Origin of the sequence: Cupriavidus consociatus (assembly GCF_017814975.1) — a bacterium.
Lineage (GTDB): Bacteria > Pseudomonadota > Gammaproteobacteria > Burkholderiales > Burkholderiaceae > Cupriavidus > Cupriavidus consociatus.
Genome location: NZ_JAGIQA010000015.1, coordinates 96,961 through 113,954, shown reverse-complemented (window position 1 = coordinate 113,954; position 16,994 = coordinate 96,961). Strand labels below are relative to the sequence as shown.

Genomic DNA, 16,994 nt, shown 5'->3' with positions numbered 1-16,994 from the left:
GCGGCGCATCAGGGCGCCTTCTGTCGCCTGGTCTGCCTGTTCTTGGCCTCGAAGTCGCAACATTGGCGCGCCATGTCGGCCACTGCGTACCCCAGGGCGGCCTGGTGCTGTTTCAAGAAGACCGCGTAGTACGTGAGGCTGGGAGCGGCCGGGTCTGTCTTGACCACCTGTATGCGCTGCTCCCGAATCTCGTGGTTGAACAGCCGCAACGGGATACAGCTAACCCCAACGCCCGCCTCCACGAGACCGGCTAAGGTCACGAGGCTGTTACTGCCATTAATGCGTTGTGGTTCAATACCAGCCTGGGCGAACTGGGTGTCGCAAAGTATGCGCGCGCCGGAGCCTTTGTCCTGCTGGATGAGTGGGAGCGCGGACAACTGCTCAAGGGAATAGACCTTCTCGGAGTCGAAAGTGCCGGGCGGCGCTACCCAGCCAAACTCGGCCGACCCCAGGCGCACCGAGGCCATCGTGGAATCGTTGAAGGGTTCGATGATTACCGCGATATCGAGCCGTCCGTCAGACACCTTGTCGTGCAATGACGCAGACAGGTCCACATCGGGCTGCAACGTTACCTGCGGATAGATGCTCTTGAGCTTTCGTACCAGGGTCGGAAACCACGTGAGCGCCACCATTTCGGTAATGCCAATGTGAAGCGTCCGCGCAACGTGCTTTGCGGACGCCTTCACCTCATCCAAACGCGCGGTAGCGGCGAGGAATTCCTCGCACAGCCCAAGCAGCTCCAAGCCTTTTGGGGTCAACGCCGACTTCCGGCCGGACGCATCGAAGAGCGGCAGTGCTGCGATACGCTCGAGTTCCTGTAAGCGCTTGGTCGCTGCAGACTGCGTCACGTGGAGCTTCGATGCCGCCCGTTGAACAGTTCCGAGCTTCGCCGTCCAGTAGAACGCCTCGACTTGCTTGATGGTAATCACGAGGTGGGACCTCCTGCTGAAACTTCTCTGGCCCCGTTGAAGACCTGGTACGAGCCCTCAAAATCGCAAGTCTTCCGTGCGATTGCCACGATATTTCGCAAGAACGGGGTAGCCGCGTCCGAACGAACCATCGTGACGTAGCGCAATGGAGGCATCCGCGGCGTCACGTCTAGTGCGACGAGTTGTCCGGATTCGACCAGGTTTGCAATGACAGACAGAGGCAGATACGTGATGCCCTGGCCCGCCGCCGCGAGCCCAACCAACGCGATGACGCTGTTGCAGGTGATGGTCGTCCGCGGCAATACGGCTGACTTGCGCAACCACTCGCCGATCAGGACGCCGGACCCGGACAGTTCCCCCTGGGTCAATATCGTGTACTCGCAAAGCTCGCCGAGGGATAGCTTCGCACTTGGCGACAGGAGCGTTGGACTGCAATACCACTCGTTCTGTACGTCCGCCAAGGTGTCCTTGACGTAGCCCGACGCTCCGAACGCATCGGGAAGAATCGCCATGTCGATGTGACCAGCCTGCAGCCGGTCGCGAAGGTGGGCGCTGTGGTCTACCTCAGGCTCAATCACGACCTGTGGATACTCGGCTCGAATTGCCTCCAGCAACCGGGGTAGCCAGGTGAGGGCCGTGAGTTCGGTGACACCGAGCCGAAGCTTCCGGACCAGTATCTCCTTGCTGACGATTCGCTCAAGCAGCACATCGCGGTGTCGCAGGACTGCCTTCGCCCGAGCAAGAACTTCCGAACCCTCAACGGTCAGTCTCGCCGACCGCCCTTCCCGGTCCAGCAACGGAAATCCGAACCCGTCCTCGAACCCACGGATTTGGCGTGACACGGCCGAATGGACGATGCCAAGCCGGCGCGCTGCGGCGTCTACCGAGCCGCATTCCGCGAACGCCACAAGGGCTTCAAGCTGCTTGATGGTGGCCATTAGCTAGGGGCTAACCCCGTCGATTCGTCTCATTTTGGAATGAATCATACTCCCAAAATGTCGCTTTAACTAATCAAATCCGTCTGCAAGAATCCGTGCAACGGTGAGCTGACAAGGTGCTCATCGCTGGGAGAAAACACCTGCCCTTCCCAAGGCACCCCCACTTGGAGACACCCATGAAGTCCATCGTCAAAGCAAGCTTCGCTGCACTGGCTTGTGCCGCAGCCATGGTCGGAACTGCCCATGCCGACCAGCTGGCGGATATCAAAGCGCGAGGCACGCTGGTCTGTGGCGTCCTCAGCAATCTGGAGCCGTTTGGCTTTCAGGACCCAAACACCCGCGAGCTGGCCGGCTATGACATCGACTTCTGCAAGGGCATCGCCAAGTCGCTCGGCGTGAAGCCCGAACTGAAGGCCGTCTCGCTGGAAGCCCGCATTCCTGAACTGAGCCAGGGTCGCGTGGACATCCTGGCCGCAGTCCTCGGCTACACGCCCGCCCGTGCCGAACAGATTGCCTTTTCAGAAGCCTACTTCGTCAGCGAACACCGCCTGGCAGTGAAGACCACGGGCCCGTACAGCCAGCGCGACGACCTGGCCGGCAAGCGCATCAGCACCATCAAGGGGGCAAGCTCGGCGCTCTTCGTCCAGAAGGTGCTCCCTTCGGCGCAGCTGGTGAGTTACGACGACGCCCCGTCGGCGTTCATGGCACTGGTGCAAGGCAAGGTAGATGGCTTCGGCCTGTCGGAATCGATGCTGCGCCGCTTCGTCGCGAAGCTGGGCCCGAGCGGCAACATCAAGGTCATCTCGCCGTCCATCGGCCGCGAGGACTGGGGCCTGGGTATCAAGAAGGGTGAGCCGGCGCTGGAGAAGGCCGTCAATGCGGCCCTCGACAACATGGAAAAGTCCGGCGAGGCCGCGCAAATCTTCGACAAGTGGCTCGGCGAGAAGACGCTGTTCCAGATGAAGCGCGAGTTCCGCATCCAGCCCATCAAGGGCTAAGGCATCGGCAGCGGCCATGGCCACAAGCTATGGCCCCCGCGTAGGAGCAAGCTATGTTCTCCCATCTGAATTTCTCCGCAATCGTCGCCGCCCCCTACGGCGAGCAACTACTCAAGGGCCTGGAACTCACCGCCTGGCTGACTGCCTCGAGTTGGATGCTTGCCTTCGTGCTCGGCACCGTTCTCGCAACTGTCCGCGTCTCCGGTAGCGCCATCGCAGAGCGCTTTGTCGCCGGCTACGTCGCATACCACCAGAACGTGCCGATGCTGGTTCACATCCTGCTCTGGTATTTCGGCATTCCAACGATATTGCCCGAGTCAGTCCAGGCATGGGCAAACGCGAATGGCGGCGAGATGATTTTCGCCAGCATCGCAATCGGCCTGTGCATGGCGGCGTATTTCTCCGAAGACATCCGTAGCGGTCTTCGCTCCATCCCCGTCGGCCAGCACGAAGCCTCGCGCTCGCTCGGTCTGAGCTACATCGGGTCGATGCGGTACGTCATCCTTCCTCAAGCGTTTCGTATTGCCTTGCCGCCTTTCATCAACCACACGGTGCTTCTGTTCAAGAACACCAGCCTCGCGATGGCGGTGGGCGCTGCCGAACTGACCTATGCCGTACGGGAAGTCGAGAACCACACCTTCCGCACTTTCGAGGCCTACATGCTCGCCACGGCCTTCTACCTGACGGTATCCATGGGCCTGATGGCAATTGGCGCAGCAACGGCAAAGCACACGCGCATTCCGGCGAGGTAAGCATGTTCGACATCATTCGCGACAACTGGCAGCTACTGCTGCTTGGTCAGTATCCCAACGGCCCCATTGGTGGCCTGGTTCTGACCCTTCTGCTGTCCATTGCAGGGCTGATTCTGGCTTTCCCTGCGAGCATTCTGCTCGCCCTGGCCCGCATCTCCCCGTGGAGAGTGTTCCGTATCCCGGCAACCATCATCGTCTACATGGTCCGCGGCGTGCCGCTGGTCATGCTGATTTTCTGGAGCTACTTCCTGGTCCCGCTCCTCGTCGGGCATAGCGTCTCGGGTGTCACCACGCTGCTGTGCACGCTGGTCATCTATGAAGCGGCCTACATCTCGGAAGTGGTTCGGGCCGGCATCGAAGCCTTGCCGCGCGGGCAGACGGAAGCCGCCCGAGCACTCGGCCTGAGCTACGTGCAGACCATGACGAAGGTCATCCTGCCGCAGGCGCTCTACAACATGATTCCCAGCATCGTCAGCCAGTTCGTGTCGACCATCAAGGAAACGTCGCTCGGCTATGTCATCAGCGTCCAGGAGCTCACCTACTCCGCCAATCAGGTCAACACGAACCTTCTGACCCGGCCGTTCGAAGTCTTCCTGATCCTGGCCCTGACCTATTTCACTGTCTGCTTCTGCCTCACTCAGCTTGCACACGCCCTTGAACGTCGTGTCACTCGCCAGAGGACCAGGAGCACCGCAAGCACACGGAGCTATGCAAATGATTCAGTTCTCCAAAGTCAATAAGTGGTACGGCGACTACCACGCTCTGGTTGACGTCTCTGCACAAATCGAGCGTGGACAAGTTGTCGTCATTTGCGGCCCGTCCGGCTCCGGCAAGTCCACGCTCATCCGTACCATCAATCGGTTGGAAGAGATTCAGCGCGGAACCATTCACCTGGCCAACGAGGACATCCACTCGAAGTCGCTGAACCTGAACAAGTTCCGCAGCCATGTCGGATTCGTGTTCCAGCAGTTCAACCTGTTCCCGCACCTGTCTGCGCTGGACAACGTATGCCTCGCACCCGTCAAGGTCTCTGGCAAGGGCAAGGCCGAAGCCCGCGAGAAGGCAATGTCGCTGCTGGAGCGCGTCGGACTCGCGCACAAGGCAGATGCCTATCCGCAACAGCTCTCCGGTGGCCAGCAGCAGCGCGTCGCGATTGCCAGGGCATTGGCCATGGACCCGCCGGTCATGCTCTTTGATGAACCCACGAGCGCGCTCGACCCGGAGATGGTCGGCGAGGTTCTGAACGTGATGAAGTCACTCGCGAAGGACGGCATGACCATGGTCTGCGTCACGCACGAAATGAACTTTGCCCGGGAAGTCGCTGACCGCGTCTGGTTCATGGACAAGGGCGCGATTCTGGAGGAGGCGTCACCCGTTGACTTCTTCGCATCGCCCCAGCACCCCCGTGCGCGTGCCTTCCTGTCCGACCTGCGCTCGCATTGAAGTCGCCAACTGCCAATCAAGGATTCACGATGTCTCAATCCATCGTCAGCAGCCGCATGGCTCTGATCAAGCCCTCTCCCAGCGTCGCCGCGAAATCCATGGTCGACGATATGCGCGCCCAGGGCCACGATATTCTGGACTTCACTATCGGCGAGCCAGACCTGCCGACGCCTGCCCATATTGGCCAGGCGGCAAATAGCGCCATCGCCCGCGGCGAAACCAAGTACACCAACACCTTGGGAACCCTGGCTCTGCGCAAGGCCATTTCGGCGAAACTCAAGCGTTCCATGAAGCTGGACTACGCTACCGACGAGGTCGTGGTCGGCTGTGGCGCCAAGCAAGTCATCTTCAGCGCCTTGACGGCTTCGCTCGAGGAAGGAGACGAGGTCATCATCAGCGCTCCACACTGGGTCTCGTACCCGGATATGGTCGTGCTGAACGGCGGCAAGCCGGTGATTGTCGTCTGCGGGCCCGAAGCGGGCTTCAAACTGACCGCAGCGGCACTGGAGGCAGCTATCACGCCTCGGACGCGCTGGCTCATCGTGAACAGCCCGAACAATCCGACCGGCGCCGTCTACACGGAAGGTGAACTGCAAGAGCTCTGCGGTGTGCTGGAACGTCATCCGCACGTCTGGCTGATGAGCGACGAAATCTACGAGCCGTTCGTCTACGACGGCGGCGTCGCCCGCTCGCCAATTGCGCTGATGCCATCACTAAAGCAGCGCTCGCTGCTGATTAACGGCATGTCGAAGGCCTATGCCATGACCGGATGGCGGGTTGGATACGGTGCCGGCCCCAAGGACCTCGTCAAGGCAATCAGCACGCTCTTCTCCCAGAGCTCGACATGCACCAGCTCCGTCTCGCAGGCCGCCGCAGTGACGGCGCTCGAAAGCGACCAAGGTTGCGTCGACGAGATGGTCAGCATCTTCGAGAAGCGTCGCGACCGCCTGGCCGAGCTGCTGAACGAGATTCCGGGCATTGAATGCAAGCCGTCCGCCGGCGCGTTCTACCTCTATGCCTCCGTCAAGGGCCTCCTCGGCAAGCAGACGGATACCGGCGAGGTCATCGAATCCGACCTGGACGTAGTGATGTTCTTTCTGAGCAAGGCTGGTGTAGCGGTGCTCGATGGCGCAGCTTACGGCCTGTCACCCTACCTGCGCTTCTCGTTCGCCACTTCCATGGAGGTCATCGAAGAAGGTTGCGAACGTCTGAAGCGCGCGGTCTCCACCCTGCGCTAACTTCGAATGCCGACGTCAACGGTCAGCCGCGGCCGATTCGCGCCGTCAAGCGCAAGGACGGAATGGCGACCCAAGGGGAACGGATGGCCATCGCCGGCAACCCTCTGCATGTGTCGTCGCCGATGCAAGGGAGCGTCATTTCGGTGAACGTAAAGGAGGGCCAGGCTGTGGCAAAGGGTGAAACGCTCGCGGCAATGAAGCCATGAAGATGGAGACTAATGTCGTCGCGGAGGCGGCGGGCACTGTGAAAAGCGTGCTCGTAAAGCCCGGCAATCTTGTCCGGGCCGGGCAGCTCCTCATTGAGCTGCAATAGCTGTTCTAAAGGACAGCTGGAAACAAAAATGGAAAGGGACCTGCCCTACCGCAGGTCCCAGTGGTCAGGAGACCACCGATACGGATATTAGAATGACCGGGGCATGCCGAGAATGTGCTCGCCGACGTATGACAAAATCAGGTTCGTGGAGATAGGCGCCACCTGATAGAGACGAGTCTCGCGGAACTTTCGCTCAACGTCGTACTCGGCGGCAAAGCCGAAGCCGCCGTGATACTGCAGGCAGGCATTCGCCGCTTCCCACGAAGCGTCGGCGGCCAGCAGTTTGGCCATGTTCGCTTCTGCGCCACACTGCTGATGCGCGTCGAACAGCTTTGCCGCGTTGAATCGCATGAGGTTAGCTGCCTCGACATTCACGAAGGCTCGGGCAATGGGGAACTGCACGCCCTGGTTCTGGCCGATGGGCTTGCCGAACACGATGCGCTCGTTGACGTACTTGGTCACCTTGTCGATGAACCAGTAGCCGTCGCCGATACATTCCGCCGCAATTAGCGTACGCTCGGCGTTGAGGCCGTCCAGGATGTACTTGAACCCCTTTCCTTCCTCGCCAATCAGGTTCTCGACAGGGATTTCCAGATTGTCGAAGAACAACTCATTGGTCTCGTGGTTGACCATGTTGAGGATGGGCTGAACTGTCAGACCATTTCCAATTGCCTCGCGCAGGTCGACCACGAAGATGGACATGCCTTCCGACTTCTTCTTCACCTGGTCCAACGGGGTCGTCCGCGCCAGCAGAATCATCAGGTCGGAATGCTGAACGCGGGAAATCCACACCTTCTGACCGTTCACCACATACTTGTCGCCCTTGCGAACCGCGGTCGTTTTGATTTTCGTCGTGTCCGTTCCCGTCGTCGGCTCGGTTACAGCCATCGATTGCAGGCGCAGTTCACCGCTCGCAATCTTGGGCAAGTAGAGCTTCTTCTGTTCGGGGGAACCATGGCGCAGCAGAGTCCCCATGTTATACATCTGGCCGTGACACGCGCCCGAGTTGCCGCCGGCGCGGTTGATTTCCTCCATGATGACCGACGCCTGCGTCAGCCCCAGGCCCGAGCCACCGTACTCCTCCGGAATGAGCGCCGCGAGCCAGCCGGCCTCGGTCAGCGCATTGACGAACTCCGCGGGATAGCCTCGGACTTCGTCAATCTTGCGGAAGTACTCCGACGAAAACTGGCCGCACAGGTCACGGACCGCTTCACGGATTTCTTGATACTCATCGACTGCGTTCAGCACAGCGGTCTCCAATCATGTAAGGGTTATGCCAGTTCGGCGGCCGCGCTCATCGCGAGCGCTCCGTCCTCATGGCGAATCCAGAGGTTGACAGTCTTGCCGTCCTCCGAGCGCTTGCCGCACACGGAGATGCGCTGTGGCACGAAGGTTGGTCGGACGCCGCGGAACGAGAACGACTTCACCGTAGCGTTCGGAAGGTTCAGACGTACCAGTTCCAGCATCAGCATGGCCTGCAACGGGCCATGAACAATAAGGTCCGGATAATGCTCGACGTCGCTGACATACGGCTTGTCGTAATGAATCCGGTGGCCATTGAAGGTTAGAGCAGAAAAGCGGAAGAGCAGAACAGCATCAGTTTCCACTTCCTGGACCCATTCCTCATCCGTTGGTGCCGACACGGGTTCGGTAGCCGGTGCATCTGGCGACGCGGCCCCGCGGTAGACGATGTCGTGCTCTTCTGTGATGGCCAGCCCCGACGGTCCGTAGTACTTGTGCTCAACTGTCACAAAAGCCAGAGAGCCACTCCGACCGGTCTTTGCGTTGACGTCGAGGATGGTCGAGACTTTGCATGCCAGGTCGCCAACCTGAAGAGGCTGATGAAACTGGAGGCGTCCACCCGCCCACATCCGACGGGGCAGCGGCACGGGAGGCAAGAAGCCCCCGCGGCTTGCATGGCCATCCGCGCCAATTTCCGACCGGCGATGCAGGGGGAGAAAATACAGCCAGTGCCAGAGAGGAGAGATTGCTTCGCCGCGGCGTACGGCCGGGATTTCGTAGTCCAGGGTCGCCGCAAGTGCCGCAACCGGGAACGCAGTGATTTCATCTTGGGCTTCCGCCTTCCTTCCGACCCATTGCTTCAAATGCTCAACATCCATGGCTTTCCTCTGGTAGAACTGCTCGGACTCAACTATGCACGTGACAAGCACAGACGAAAATTCGAAAGTTCGGAACGCGCCGTTCGGTCAGACAGAAAGCAACGTCTGCCTGGGAGCCCGCTGAGCTTCCGACCACCTCAATCCTTTAAGCCAGAGTCACCTTGGCTTGCCGAAGAAGCTCGTTCGCGCGAGCAATAACCGGCGCATCCACCATCTCCCCGTCCAGCTTGAAGGCGCCTGGCGAGGACTTCGCAGTGCTGACAACCTTCTCGGCCCACGCAATCAGTTCGGCGGACGGGCCGAACGCCTTGTTCACCTCAGAGACCTGAGTCGGGTGAATACAGAGCTTCGCACCGAATCCCAAGCGACGTCCGCGGACGGACGCTCGCTGAACCTCTTCCACATCGTTGATGGCGACCGTCACACCATCGATAGGAGGCGCAATGCCGGCCGCCTTCGACGCCAGCACAATCATCGAACGGTAGTACAGCAATTCCTGGTCATCACCTTCAATGCCGAGTTCTGTGCGAAAGTCGACAGTGCCAAAAATCAGGCGCTCGACGCCAACCGTCGAAGCCATCTCATCGAGACATTTCATACCTCGGGCCGTCTCAATTAGCGGAAGCACTTTCACGGTAGGCGGTAGATGCTTGACGATTCTCGCAATCATTTCAGGGTTTTCCGCCTTCGGCAGGATGACCCCTTGAAGGCCAGCCTTACGGCACGACAGGACGTCGTCCAGCCAGCGGGCCTTCGTGGCATTGATTCGGACAATACCGGTACCGCCGGCCCCGAGATAGTTCGACACCTGCAGGCGGGCGGCGTCCTTGTCGCCCTCCGCCACAGCATCTTCCAGGTCGAGAATGACTCGGTCTGCCCCAGACTGATGAGCTTTGACAAACCGTTCCGGGCGATTACCGGGGACGAAAAGATACGAGCGAGCAGACGTCGAGGTGGTCATAGAGGAATGTGAGGTCGGGAAGTGAAAACGTCTCCGACGCCTCTGTGAGGTCAAAGGAGACGAAGCGTTTTAGAGCCAAGCAGAGACTTCCTAGATGGCACCTTCTGCACGAAGACGGTCGATGTCCTGGCTGATGTAGCCAAGGTTGCGGAGAATGCTCTCGCTGTGCTCACCAAGCGCGGGGATAGCGTCCATCCGCGGCTCATAGGCATTCGACAGACCCGGCGGAAGCAAGGCCGGAATTGCGCCCACCGGGGAATCGACCGAGGTCCAGCGCTCACGAGCTCTCAGCTGCGGATGATTCCATACGTCTCGCATCTCGTTGAGACGAGCGTTGGCAATCTGCGCCCGCTCCAGTCGCTCGACGACCTGCTCGATGGTAAGTGGCGCGAATGCGTCGACAATAAGTTGGGTCAGCTCAGCGCGGTTCTTGCTGCGCAACGAGTTCGAGATGAATCGCTCGTCATTGGTCAGTTCCGGCTGCTCGAGCACTACGCGACAGAACGCATCCCACTCGCGTTCATTCTGCAGCCCGAGGATGACGGTTTTACCGTCCCCTGCCGGGAACGGACCATACGGGAAAATCGTCGCGTGCGAAGCGCCGGCACGCGGAGGGGGCGTGGCACCGTCGAAGGCATAGTAAAGCGGAAAGCCCATCCATTCAGCCATGCTCTCCAGCATCGACACATCAATGTGCGAACCCTTGCCAGTCTTGCCGCGTTGCAGCAGGGCAGCCAGGATGTTGGTGTAGGCGTACATGCCAGCGGCGATATCTGCTATCGAGCAACCGGCTTTGGACGGACTGTCAGGGGTACCGGTGATAGAAACGAACCCCGATTCAGCCTGAATCAGTAGGTCATAGGCTTTCTTGTCGCGATACGGACCGTCATTGCCATAGCCCGAAATATCGCAAACGATGATGCCGGGATAGCGCTGCGAGAGCGCCTCGTACGACAGACCAAGGCGGTCGGCCGCGCCCGGCGCCAGGTTTTGCACCAGGACATCGGCTTGCTCCAGAATCTTTTGCAGAATTGCCGGGGCTTCGTGGTGCTTCAGGTCGAGCGCGAGACTTTCCTTCGAGCGGTTGGTCCAGGAGAAGTGTGATGACATCCCGTCGACCCGCTCATCGTAGCCGCGAGCGAAGTCGCCGACGTTCGGACGTTCAATCTTGATGACGCGGGCGCCGAGGTCCGCCAGTTGGCGGGTGCAGAACGGCGCGGCAATTGCATGTTCCAGAGATACTACGGTGATGCCATCAAGGGGACGCATAGCAGCCTTTCGAAGGTGGGTAAAGTTTGCGCCGCCGGCGCAGCCACAAACAGTTGGATATGAGGCAGGATGGCAGCGCAAGCCTGATAGGTAAATCTCGGTTTTTCGAAGCGGTCATTCGCCTGTAGCGAATGCGAGGATGGGGGCACTCCGTAGACAGCCCCTTTGCACCGCAAGTTTCGGCTTGGTACAGTGTGGGCGGAGGAACTTCGATGCATTTTGACTTTGCCGACCTTAGGCTTTTCGCTCGCATAGCCGAGGAAGAGAACCTGTCCCGTGGGGCCAAAAAGGCCTTTCTGTCGCCGGCGGCGGCCAGCGCACGGCTGAAAGCCCTGGAAGACCAGCTCGGAACGCGCCTGTTCTACCGGGAGAGCAAAGGACTCTGCCTCACGCCCGCTGGTGAGCGCCTATTGCGCCATGCCAGAGTCATCGAACGCCAGTTCGAGCACGTGCGAAGCGAGTTCGAAGAGTTTTCGAAAGACTCTGTCGGCCATATTCGAATCTTCGCGAACACGACCGCGGTAACGGAATTCATGCCGGAGGTGCTGGCTCGCTTCATGGCCGAGCGTCATGCCGTGACCGTCGACCTCCAGGAGCGTCTCACTCGGGACATCATTCGCGGCGTGCTAGACGGCAGTGCCGACTTGGGCATCATCTCAGGGCCGATGACTACCGAAGGGCTGGAAGTGATTCACTTCAGTACCGACAAGCTCATCCTGGTTACGCCAGTGGGACACCCGCTGACGAAGAAGAAGAACGTCTGCTTTGAAGACACCCTGGAATATGAACACGTCAGCCTCCACGAGGGCAGTACGCTTCATGCCTTCCTGACCGACCTGGTACGCGACCAGCGAAGCAAGTTGCAGATTCGAATCCAGATCAGGAGCTTCGAGGCTGCTTGCCGGATGATTGAGGCGGGTGTGGGAGTCGGTGTGCTGCCCCTGTCTGCCGCACTTCGACATCGCCGAACGATGAAGCTCGCGATTGTCGAACTGCCAGAGCCGTGGGCGCTGCGAGAGCGTGCCGTTATTGTGCGAGAGCTGGAAGGCCTCCCAAGCTGCGCGAAGGCTCTTATTGACACGCTGATTGAAGCCGCAGAGTCTGCTGGCGGCGCCCAGATAGCACCGTAGCATTAATGCTCGCAACGGCGTCTCCGAAAGTGAATCCTTCGCGTGCAAGCACCCCGCTTCTAACGACCGGGATTGGCAGCGAGCCGTACACGGACCTGTTCACCGAGCACGATTGCGCATAACCCGGTCTTTGTCCCCACGCAGCGCAGCGGCTCGACGCTTTCGCTGCCGGACTGCTGCATGATGGTTAGCCAAATCGTGGCTTAACGAATGGTGAACGGATTCCCCGTCGGGGCACCGGTGTTCACCCACACGCTCTTGGTCTGCACATACGATTCGATGGCAGACATGCCATTCTCTCGGCCGAGGCCAGAGTCCTTGTAACCGCCGAACGGTGACATGAAGCTCACGGCGCGATATGTGTTGACCCAGACCGTACCCGCCTGGATACGCTCGGACATCCGGAAGGCACGACCGATGTCGCCGGTCCAGACACCCGCGCCAAGCCCGTAGCAACTGTCATTGGCAATCGCGACCGCATCGTCTTCATCCTTGAACTTCAGGATGGACAGCACGGGGCCAAACACTTCTTCCCGGGCAATCCGCATCTTCGGCTGGACATTCGCGAAGATGGTTGGCTCCACGAACCATCCGCCGCAACTTGCAGGCTTCCCGCCAAACAGCAGCTTCGCCCCTTCGGCTTGCGCAATGTCGATGTAAGACAGCACCTTCTCGTACTGTGTTGGCGTTGTGATGGGACCGACCTGGGTAGTGGAATCCATGGGATTGCCGAGCTTTGCCGTCCCCGCCAAGGCGAGTAGCTTCGCCACGAAAGCATCGTGGATGTCTTCCTGCAGCAGCAGACGCGAACCCGCGATACACGTTTGACCACTGGCTGCGAAGATACCAGAGACTGCACCATTGACGGCATCGTCTAGATAGGCATCGTTGAAGACGATGTTCGGCGACTTGCCGCCCAGCTCAAGGCTCACATGCTTGAATTGCGCAGCGCATTGCTGGTTGATGACCCGGCCCGTTGCGTCCGAGCCAGTGAACGTGACTTTCTTCACAAGCGGGTGCATTACGAGCTGCGAGCCGACCTCGCCACCAAATCCCGTCACCACGTTGAACACGCCTGGCGGAAATCCGGCATCCTCGAACAGCGCAGCCAGCTCCAGCGTAGAAACTGAGGTGAACTCCGATGGCTTAACGACGACCGTGCATCCCGCAGCCAGGGCCGGAGCAATCTTCCAGGCCAATAGCATCAGCGGAGAGTTCCACGGCGTGATGGCCGCGACTACGCCCAGCGGCTCCTTGCGCGTGTAATTGAAATAGCCTTTCTTGTCCAACGGGATGACCGACCCTTCAATCTTGTCGGCCAAGCCGCCGAAGTAGTAGAACCATTGCGGCAGGTACTTTAGTTGGGCTCCCATCTCTGCCAGCAGCTTGCCGTTGTCCCGCACTTCGAACTCGGCGAGGCGGGTGGCATTTTCCGCGATAAGGTCACCGAGGTTTCGCAGCAAAGCGCCACGCTGCGTAGCAGTCATGTCAGCCCAGGGCCCCGACCGAAAGGCTCGGTCAGCGGCCTTCACTGCTCGGTCGACATCAGCCTCACTGCCACGAGCCACTTGAGCCCACGGCTTGCCGGTGTACGGGTTGTGGGTTTCAAACCAACGGCCGTCGGCTGCTTCGTCGAAGGCCCCGTCGATGAACATTGGATACTGCTCCATGGCGCTTTGCTTCCCCTTGGTTTGGATGCTTAGAAGGGTGAGAATCCGAGATGCTGGCGGAAACGGTTCTTCACATAGACGCCATCACGCGACGGCAGAGCACGCTGCGGCTCTTCGGTCGAAATGTAGACCTGGGCGACGGTCATGCCATCACGCTTCCTGATTTCGCTGACCAGGGAACCCAGCTCCCCGATGTCCGAAATCTCGAGTGTTGTCGGCACACCAACCGCTTTGGCCACCTGAGCGAGATTGGTGCCCAAACTGGTGTGGCTCTGCTGCATGCCCGTTTCACCGAAGTGACCGTTATCCAGAATCACGATAGACAGGTTCTGAGGATGCTGCGCGGCCGCCGTAGCCAGGCTGCCGATACCCATCAGTTGCTCACCGTCACCCGTGATGACAATCACGGTCTTTTCCGGCTGCGCGATAGCCAGGCCGAGAGCCAGTGACGTGGAACCACCCATCGCGCCCCACAGGTAGAAATTGCCCGGTCGGTCGCCAGCTGCGAAGACGTCGTACGCAGGCGAACCGAGACCCGTCACGACGAGTGCATCAGGAAACTGCTTCAGGAGTTCAGCAACAAATTTGCGGCGGTCAATGCCGTTCTTTGAGGTCGAGGTAGTCATAGCTCAGCGCATCCACTTTTTGCGGCCAATCAGGCTCTGGGACAGAAGGACGGCAACACGATTGCCAGCGTCGAAGGCCGAGACCAGGCCCGCATCAACGATTTCTGCGGCTTCTTCCGGCGAGTTCACGCGATAGACCGTGATGCCCATCAGCTCGAGAGCCTTTTCGGTGGCCAGACCCATCGGGTTCTGCCACGGATTGAACTCGGCATACTCCCCGCGCATCGTCACGAGCGTGAAGAACGGGAAACGGCAGCTGTCGAGCAGCGAGAACATGTTCACGCAGTTGCCTACACCGCTGCTTTGCATCAGCAGAACTGCCCGCTGACCGCCCAGCCAGGCACCGCTGACGAGCGCCACACCTTCCTCCTCGGTGGTAAGCACGATATCCCGAATTTCGGAGTCGGCCTTGGCGCGCTTGATGACGTGCGAGTGGCCGGCGTCCGGCACGTAGGCCATCTGTTGAACGTTGTTTTCCTTGAAGGCCTGGAAGATGGCCTCTTGCCACGCGAGCGGCTCGGAGCTGGGACTGGTCATAGTAGGCAGGTGGGTACACGAAGTGGGGACAACGCTGCTATCATAGTTTTGTTGGTATCCCATCATGAAATAGAATTATTTGATGTCAGCATCACGATTCTGAATAGAACCCACAGCAGGCAGACCATATGGACATCAAGCAACTGCGCGCCCTTCTGGCGATTGCTGAAACCGGTAGCGCCACCAAGGCGGCGGACCTCTTGCGTATCGTCCAGCCTGCGGTCTCGCGGCACGTGCGTCTGCTCGAGGAAGAACTGGGCGTTGAGCTATTCGAACGGGAACGGCACGGCATGGTGCTCACCGACGCCGGTCGCACGATGGTTGAGTACGGTCGGCGGGCTATCCAGGAACTGGACCGTGCCAAGGCGCAAATCAAGCCCGCTAGTCGCGAGCTTTCCGGCACCGCAGCAATTGGGCTATTGCCCAGCACCTGCGAGCTGCTCGCAACCGAACTGGTGTCGGCGGTCAAGGCAAAGCATCCGCAACTCGTGGTCCGCATCAACGCCGGGTATGCCGGCAACGTATTGGAATGGCTCGAAGCCGGCGACGTCGAAGTCGCGCTCCTCTACGACACCAAGGTGTCTTCCAACCTGGCCGTCGAAGCCCTGCTGGATGAGCAGCTCTACCTTATCGGCGCACCTGGGTCGTTGAAAGGCGAGGAGGAAACCGTTGGAAGCCTGAAGGACATCCCACTTGTGCTGCCCAACGCTCATCACGGCTTGCGCGGCGTCGTCGAGCATGCTTGCGCGGTGGCAGGCATCACGCCAATGGTGGCCATGGAGACGAATGCGCTCAGCGTTCAGAAGGCCCTGGTTGCGCAGGGATTCGGATTTACGGTGTTACCGAGTTCGGCTGTATCCGAAGAACTTGAGGCAGGCACCCTCGCAGGTGCGCCAATCGTTTCGCCGAACCTCTCCCGTCGAATCGTCATCGCGCAGGCGAGCAGTCGACGCCCGTCGCCAGCGAGCAGCTTCGTAGCCGGGGAGCTTGTCGCGTTGATGCGTCGGCTGGTGCTGGACGGTGCCTGGCCCGGCGCAACGTGGATTGGTGCATAACACCAGGCCCCTCAATATACAGAGAGAGGGGGTCTGGCGCCCAGCTCATTCTGGTTGGATGTTACCCGCCTTGATGACTTCTGCCCAACGGCGAGTTTCCGCTTTAACGAAAGTAGCAGCCTTGTCGGGGGTGGAGTCCAGAACAGGTTCAACACCAATCTTCTGCATACGCTGCTGCACGTCGGGGTCCTTCACTGTCGCGAGCAGGGTCACGCTCAGCTTCTCGATGACCGGCGCGGGGGTCCCTTTTGGCACCATTACCATGTTCCAGATGGAGCTCTCATAGGACGGGAAGCCCGCTTCCTTCATCGTCGGCACATTGGGAAGCACCGACGAACGCGTGGATGTAGTGACAGCGAGGGCCTTCAGCTTGCCCGCCTGAACCATCGGTGCGGCCGTCGATACGGCGTCAGTAATAAACGGGATATCGCCTGAAATCACCGATTGAATCGCCTGGCTAGCGCCGCGGAACGGAACATGGGTTACTTGCAGCTTCTCCTGGTAGGCAAGGAGCTCCACGGCCATATGTACTGCACTCCCCTTGCCGGCTGACCCGTATGTGTACTTCGCCGGGTTCTTCTTGATATCGTCGACGAACTCCTTGGCCGTATTCGCCTTCACCGACGGATTCACGGCAAGCACCATCGGTACCGACGCGACAATCGATATGGGGACAACATCGTTTGAGTCGTAGGGCAGTCGCTTATACAACGAAGCGTTAATGGCGTGGGAGCTGGTACCGAAAAGGAGGGTATAGCCGTCCGGCTTCGACTTTGCCACTGCGTCGGTCGCGATGGTTCCGCCGGCGCCAGCGCGGTTCTCCACGACTACGGACTGCCCCAGAAGCGCGCTCATTCTGTTGGCGACAATCCGGGCAACCAGGTCGGTGCTGCCGCCAGCAGCGAAGCCGACAATAAGACGAACGGGATGGTCGGGATACGCTTGCTGAGCGTGGGCGCTGCAGGAGATGAGGGCACCCACCCCCACTTTGATGATGAAGTGTTTCATGTCTCTT

The 16,994-nt window shown here is 59.7% G+C and carries 18 protein-coding genes; 8 read left to right on the top strand and 10 right to left on the bottom strand.

Annotation, left to right across the window (positions count from 1 at the left end):
* Positions 1 to 8 precede the first annotated feature (8 nt).
* Positions 9 to 929: a LysR family transcriptional regulator gene (locus J8I82_RS21020; RefSeq protein ID WP_209760775.1), complete on the bottom strand. Its 921-nt coding sequence runs from the start codon at positions 927 to 929 to the stop codon at positions 9 to 11.
* Positions 926 to 1,867: a LysR family transcriptional regulator gene (locus tag J8I82_RS21015; RefSeq protein ID WP_209760773.1), complete on the bottom strand. Its 942-nt coding sequence runs from the start codon at positions 1,865 to 1,867 to the stop codon at positions 926 to 928. Before J8I82_RS21015 ends, J8I82_RS21020 begins: the two co-directional genes overlap by 4 nt.
* 176 nt (positions 1,868 to 2,043) lie before the next feature.
* On the opposite strand from J8I82_RS21015, the gene J8I82_RS21010 reads away from it, so the two are divergent.
* From J8I82_RS21010 to J8I82_RS38435, 6 genes are all read left to right on the top strand, one after another.
* Positions 2,044 to 2,865 (top strand): ABC transporter substrate-binding protein, encoded by an 822-nt coding sequence (locus tag J8I82_RS21010; protein ID WP_209760771.1) that lies wholly within the window; start codon positions 2,044 to 2,046, stop codon positions 2,863 to 2,865.
* 53 nt (positions 2,866 to 2,918) lie between these two features.
* Positions 2,919 to 3,617, top strand: coding sequence for an amino acid ABC transporter permease (locus J8I82_RS21005; protein WP_209760769.1), 699 nt, complete (start codon positions 2,919 to 2,921; stop codon positions 3,615 to 3,617).
* A 2-nt stretch (positions 3,618 to 3,619) separates the two neighbouring features.
* The gene (locus J8I82_RS21000) at positions 3,620 to 4,357 is read left to right on the top strand and encodes an amino acid ABC transporter permease (RefSeq protein ID WP_209760766.1); all 738 of its coding nucleotides are present in this window, start codon (positions 3,620 to 3,622) and stop codon (positions 4,355 to 4,357) included.
* Positions 4,332 to 5,060: an amino acid ABC transporter ATP-binding protein gene (locus J8I82_RS20995; protein WP_209760764.1), complete on the top strand. Its 729-nt coding sequence runs from the start codon at positions 4,332 to 4,334 to the stop codon at positions 5,058 to 5,060. Before J8I82_RS21000 ends, J8I82_RS20995 begins: the two co-directional genes overlap by 26 nt.
* A 29-nt stretch (positions 5,061 to 5,089) precedes the next feature.
* The gene (locus J8I82_RS20990) at positions 5,090 to 6,298 is read left to right on the top strand and encodes an aminotransferase class I/II-fold pyridoxal phosphate-dependent enzyme (RefSeq protein ID WP_209760761.1); all 1,209 of its coding nucleotides are present in this window, start codon (positions 5,090 to 5,092) and stop codon (positions 6,296 to 6,298) included.
* Positions 6,299 to 6,500: 202 nt separating this feature from the next.
* Positions 6,501 to 6,611, top strand: a complete 111-nt coding sequence (locus J8I82_RS38435; protein ID WP_336620904.1) for a biotin/lipoyl-containing protein — start codon at positions 6,501 to 6,503, stop codon at positions 6,609 to 6,611.
* A gap of 87 nt (positions 6,612 to 6,698) precedes the next feature.
* On the opposite strand, the gene J8I82_RS20980 is transcribed toward J8I82_RS38435, so the two are convergent.
* The 4 genes from J8I82_RS20980 to J8I82_RS20965 form a co-directional block, all read right to left on the bottom strand.
* Entirely contained in the window at positions 6,699 to 7,856 is a 1,158-nt protein-coding gene (locus tag J8I82_RS20980) for an acyl-CoA dehydrogenase family protein (RefSeq protein ID WP_209760942.1), read from the bottom strand.
* A 26-nt stretch (positions 7,857 to 7,882) separates the two neighbouring features.
* A complete protein-coding gene (locus J8I82_RS20975) occupies positions 7,883 to 8,731 on the bottom strand; it encodes an HTD2 family dehydratase (RefSeq protein WP_209760759.1) in 849 nt (282 codons plus the stop codon).
* Positions 8,732 to 8,876: 145 nt separating this feature from the next.
* On the bottom strand, positions 8,877 to 9,692 hold the full coding sequence (locus J8I82_RS20970) for an HpcH/HpaI aldolase/citrate lyase family protein (RefSeq protein ID WP_209760757.1): 816 nt from the start codon (positions 9,690 to 9,692) through the stop codon (positions 8,877 to 8,879).
* Between the two features lie 90 nt (positions 9,693 to 9,782).
* Positions 9,783 to 10,961, bottom strand: a complete 1,179-nt coding sequence (locus J8I82_RS20965; RefSeq protein ID WP_209760755.1) for a CaiB/BaiF CoA transferase family protein — start codon at positions 10,959 to 10,961, stop codon at positions 9,783 to 9,785.
* 212 nt (positions 10,962 to 11,173) lie between these two features.
* Here J8I82_RS20965 and J8I82_RS20960 point away from each other — a divergent pair, with 212 nt between their 5' ends.
* Entirely contained in the window at positions 11,174 to 12,091 is a 918-nt protein-coding gene (locus J8I82_RS20960) for a LysR family transcriptional regulator (RefSeq protein ID WP_209760753.1), read from the top strand.
* Positions 12,092 to 12,294: 203 nt separating this feature from the next.
* On the opposite strand, the gene J8I82_RS20955 is transcribed toward J8I82_RS20960, so the two are convergent.
* From J8I82_RS20955 to J8I82_RS20945, 3 genes are read right to left on the bottom strand one after another with little or no spacing between them, the layout of a single operon-like run.
* The gene (locus J8I82_RS20955) at positions 12,295 to 13,761 is read right to left on the bottom strand and encodes an aldehyde dehydrogenase (protein ID WP_209760751.1); all 1,467 of its coding nucleotides are present in this window, start codon (positions 13,759 to 13,761) and stop codon (positions 12,295 to 12,297) included.
* Between the two features lie 29 nt (positions 13,762 to 13,790).
* Positions 13,791 to 14,387, bottom strand: a complete 597-nt coding sequence (locus J8I82_RS20950) for a thiamine pyrophosphate-dependent enzyme (RefSeq protein ID WP_209760748.1) — start codon at positions 14,385 to 14,387, stop codon at positions 13,791 to 13,793.
* A 3-nt stretch (positions 14,388 to 14,390) separates the two neighbouring features.
* Positions 14,391 to 14,924, bottom strand: a complete 534-nt coding sequence (locus tag J8I82_RS20945; protein WP_209760746.1) for a thiamine pyrophosphate-binding protein — start codon at positions 14,922 to 14,924, stop codon at positions 14,391 to 14,393.
* 128 nt (positions 14,925 to 15,052) lie between these two features.
* On the opposite strand from J8I82_RS20945, the gene J8I82_RS20940 reads away from it, so the two are divergent.
* A complete protein-coding gene (locus J8I82_RS20940; RefSeq protein ID WP_209760744.1) occupies positions 15,053 to 15,979 on the top strand; it encodes a LysR family transcriptional regulator in 927 nt (308 codons plus the stop codon).
* A gap of 45 nt (positions 15,980 to 16,024) precedes the next feature.
* Here the strand turns inward: J8I82_RS20940 and J8I82_RS20935 are convergent, their stop codons facing one another.
* A complete protein-coding gene (locus J8I82_RS20935) occupies positions 16,025 to 16,987 on the bottom strand; it encodes a Bug family tripartite tricarboxylate transporter substrate binding protein (protein WP_209760742.1) in 963 nt (320 codons plus the stop codon).
* Positions 16,988 to 16,994: the final 7 nt, after the last annotated feature.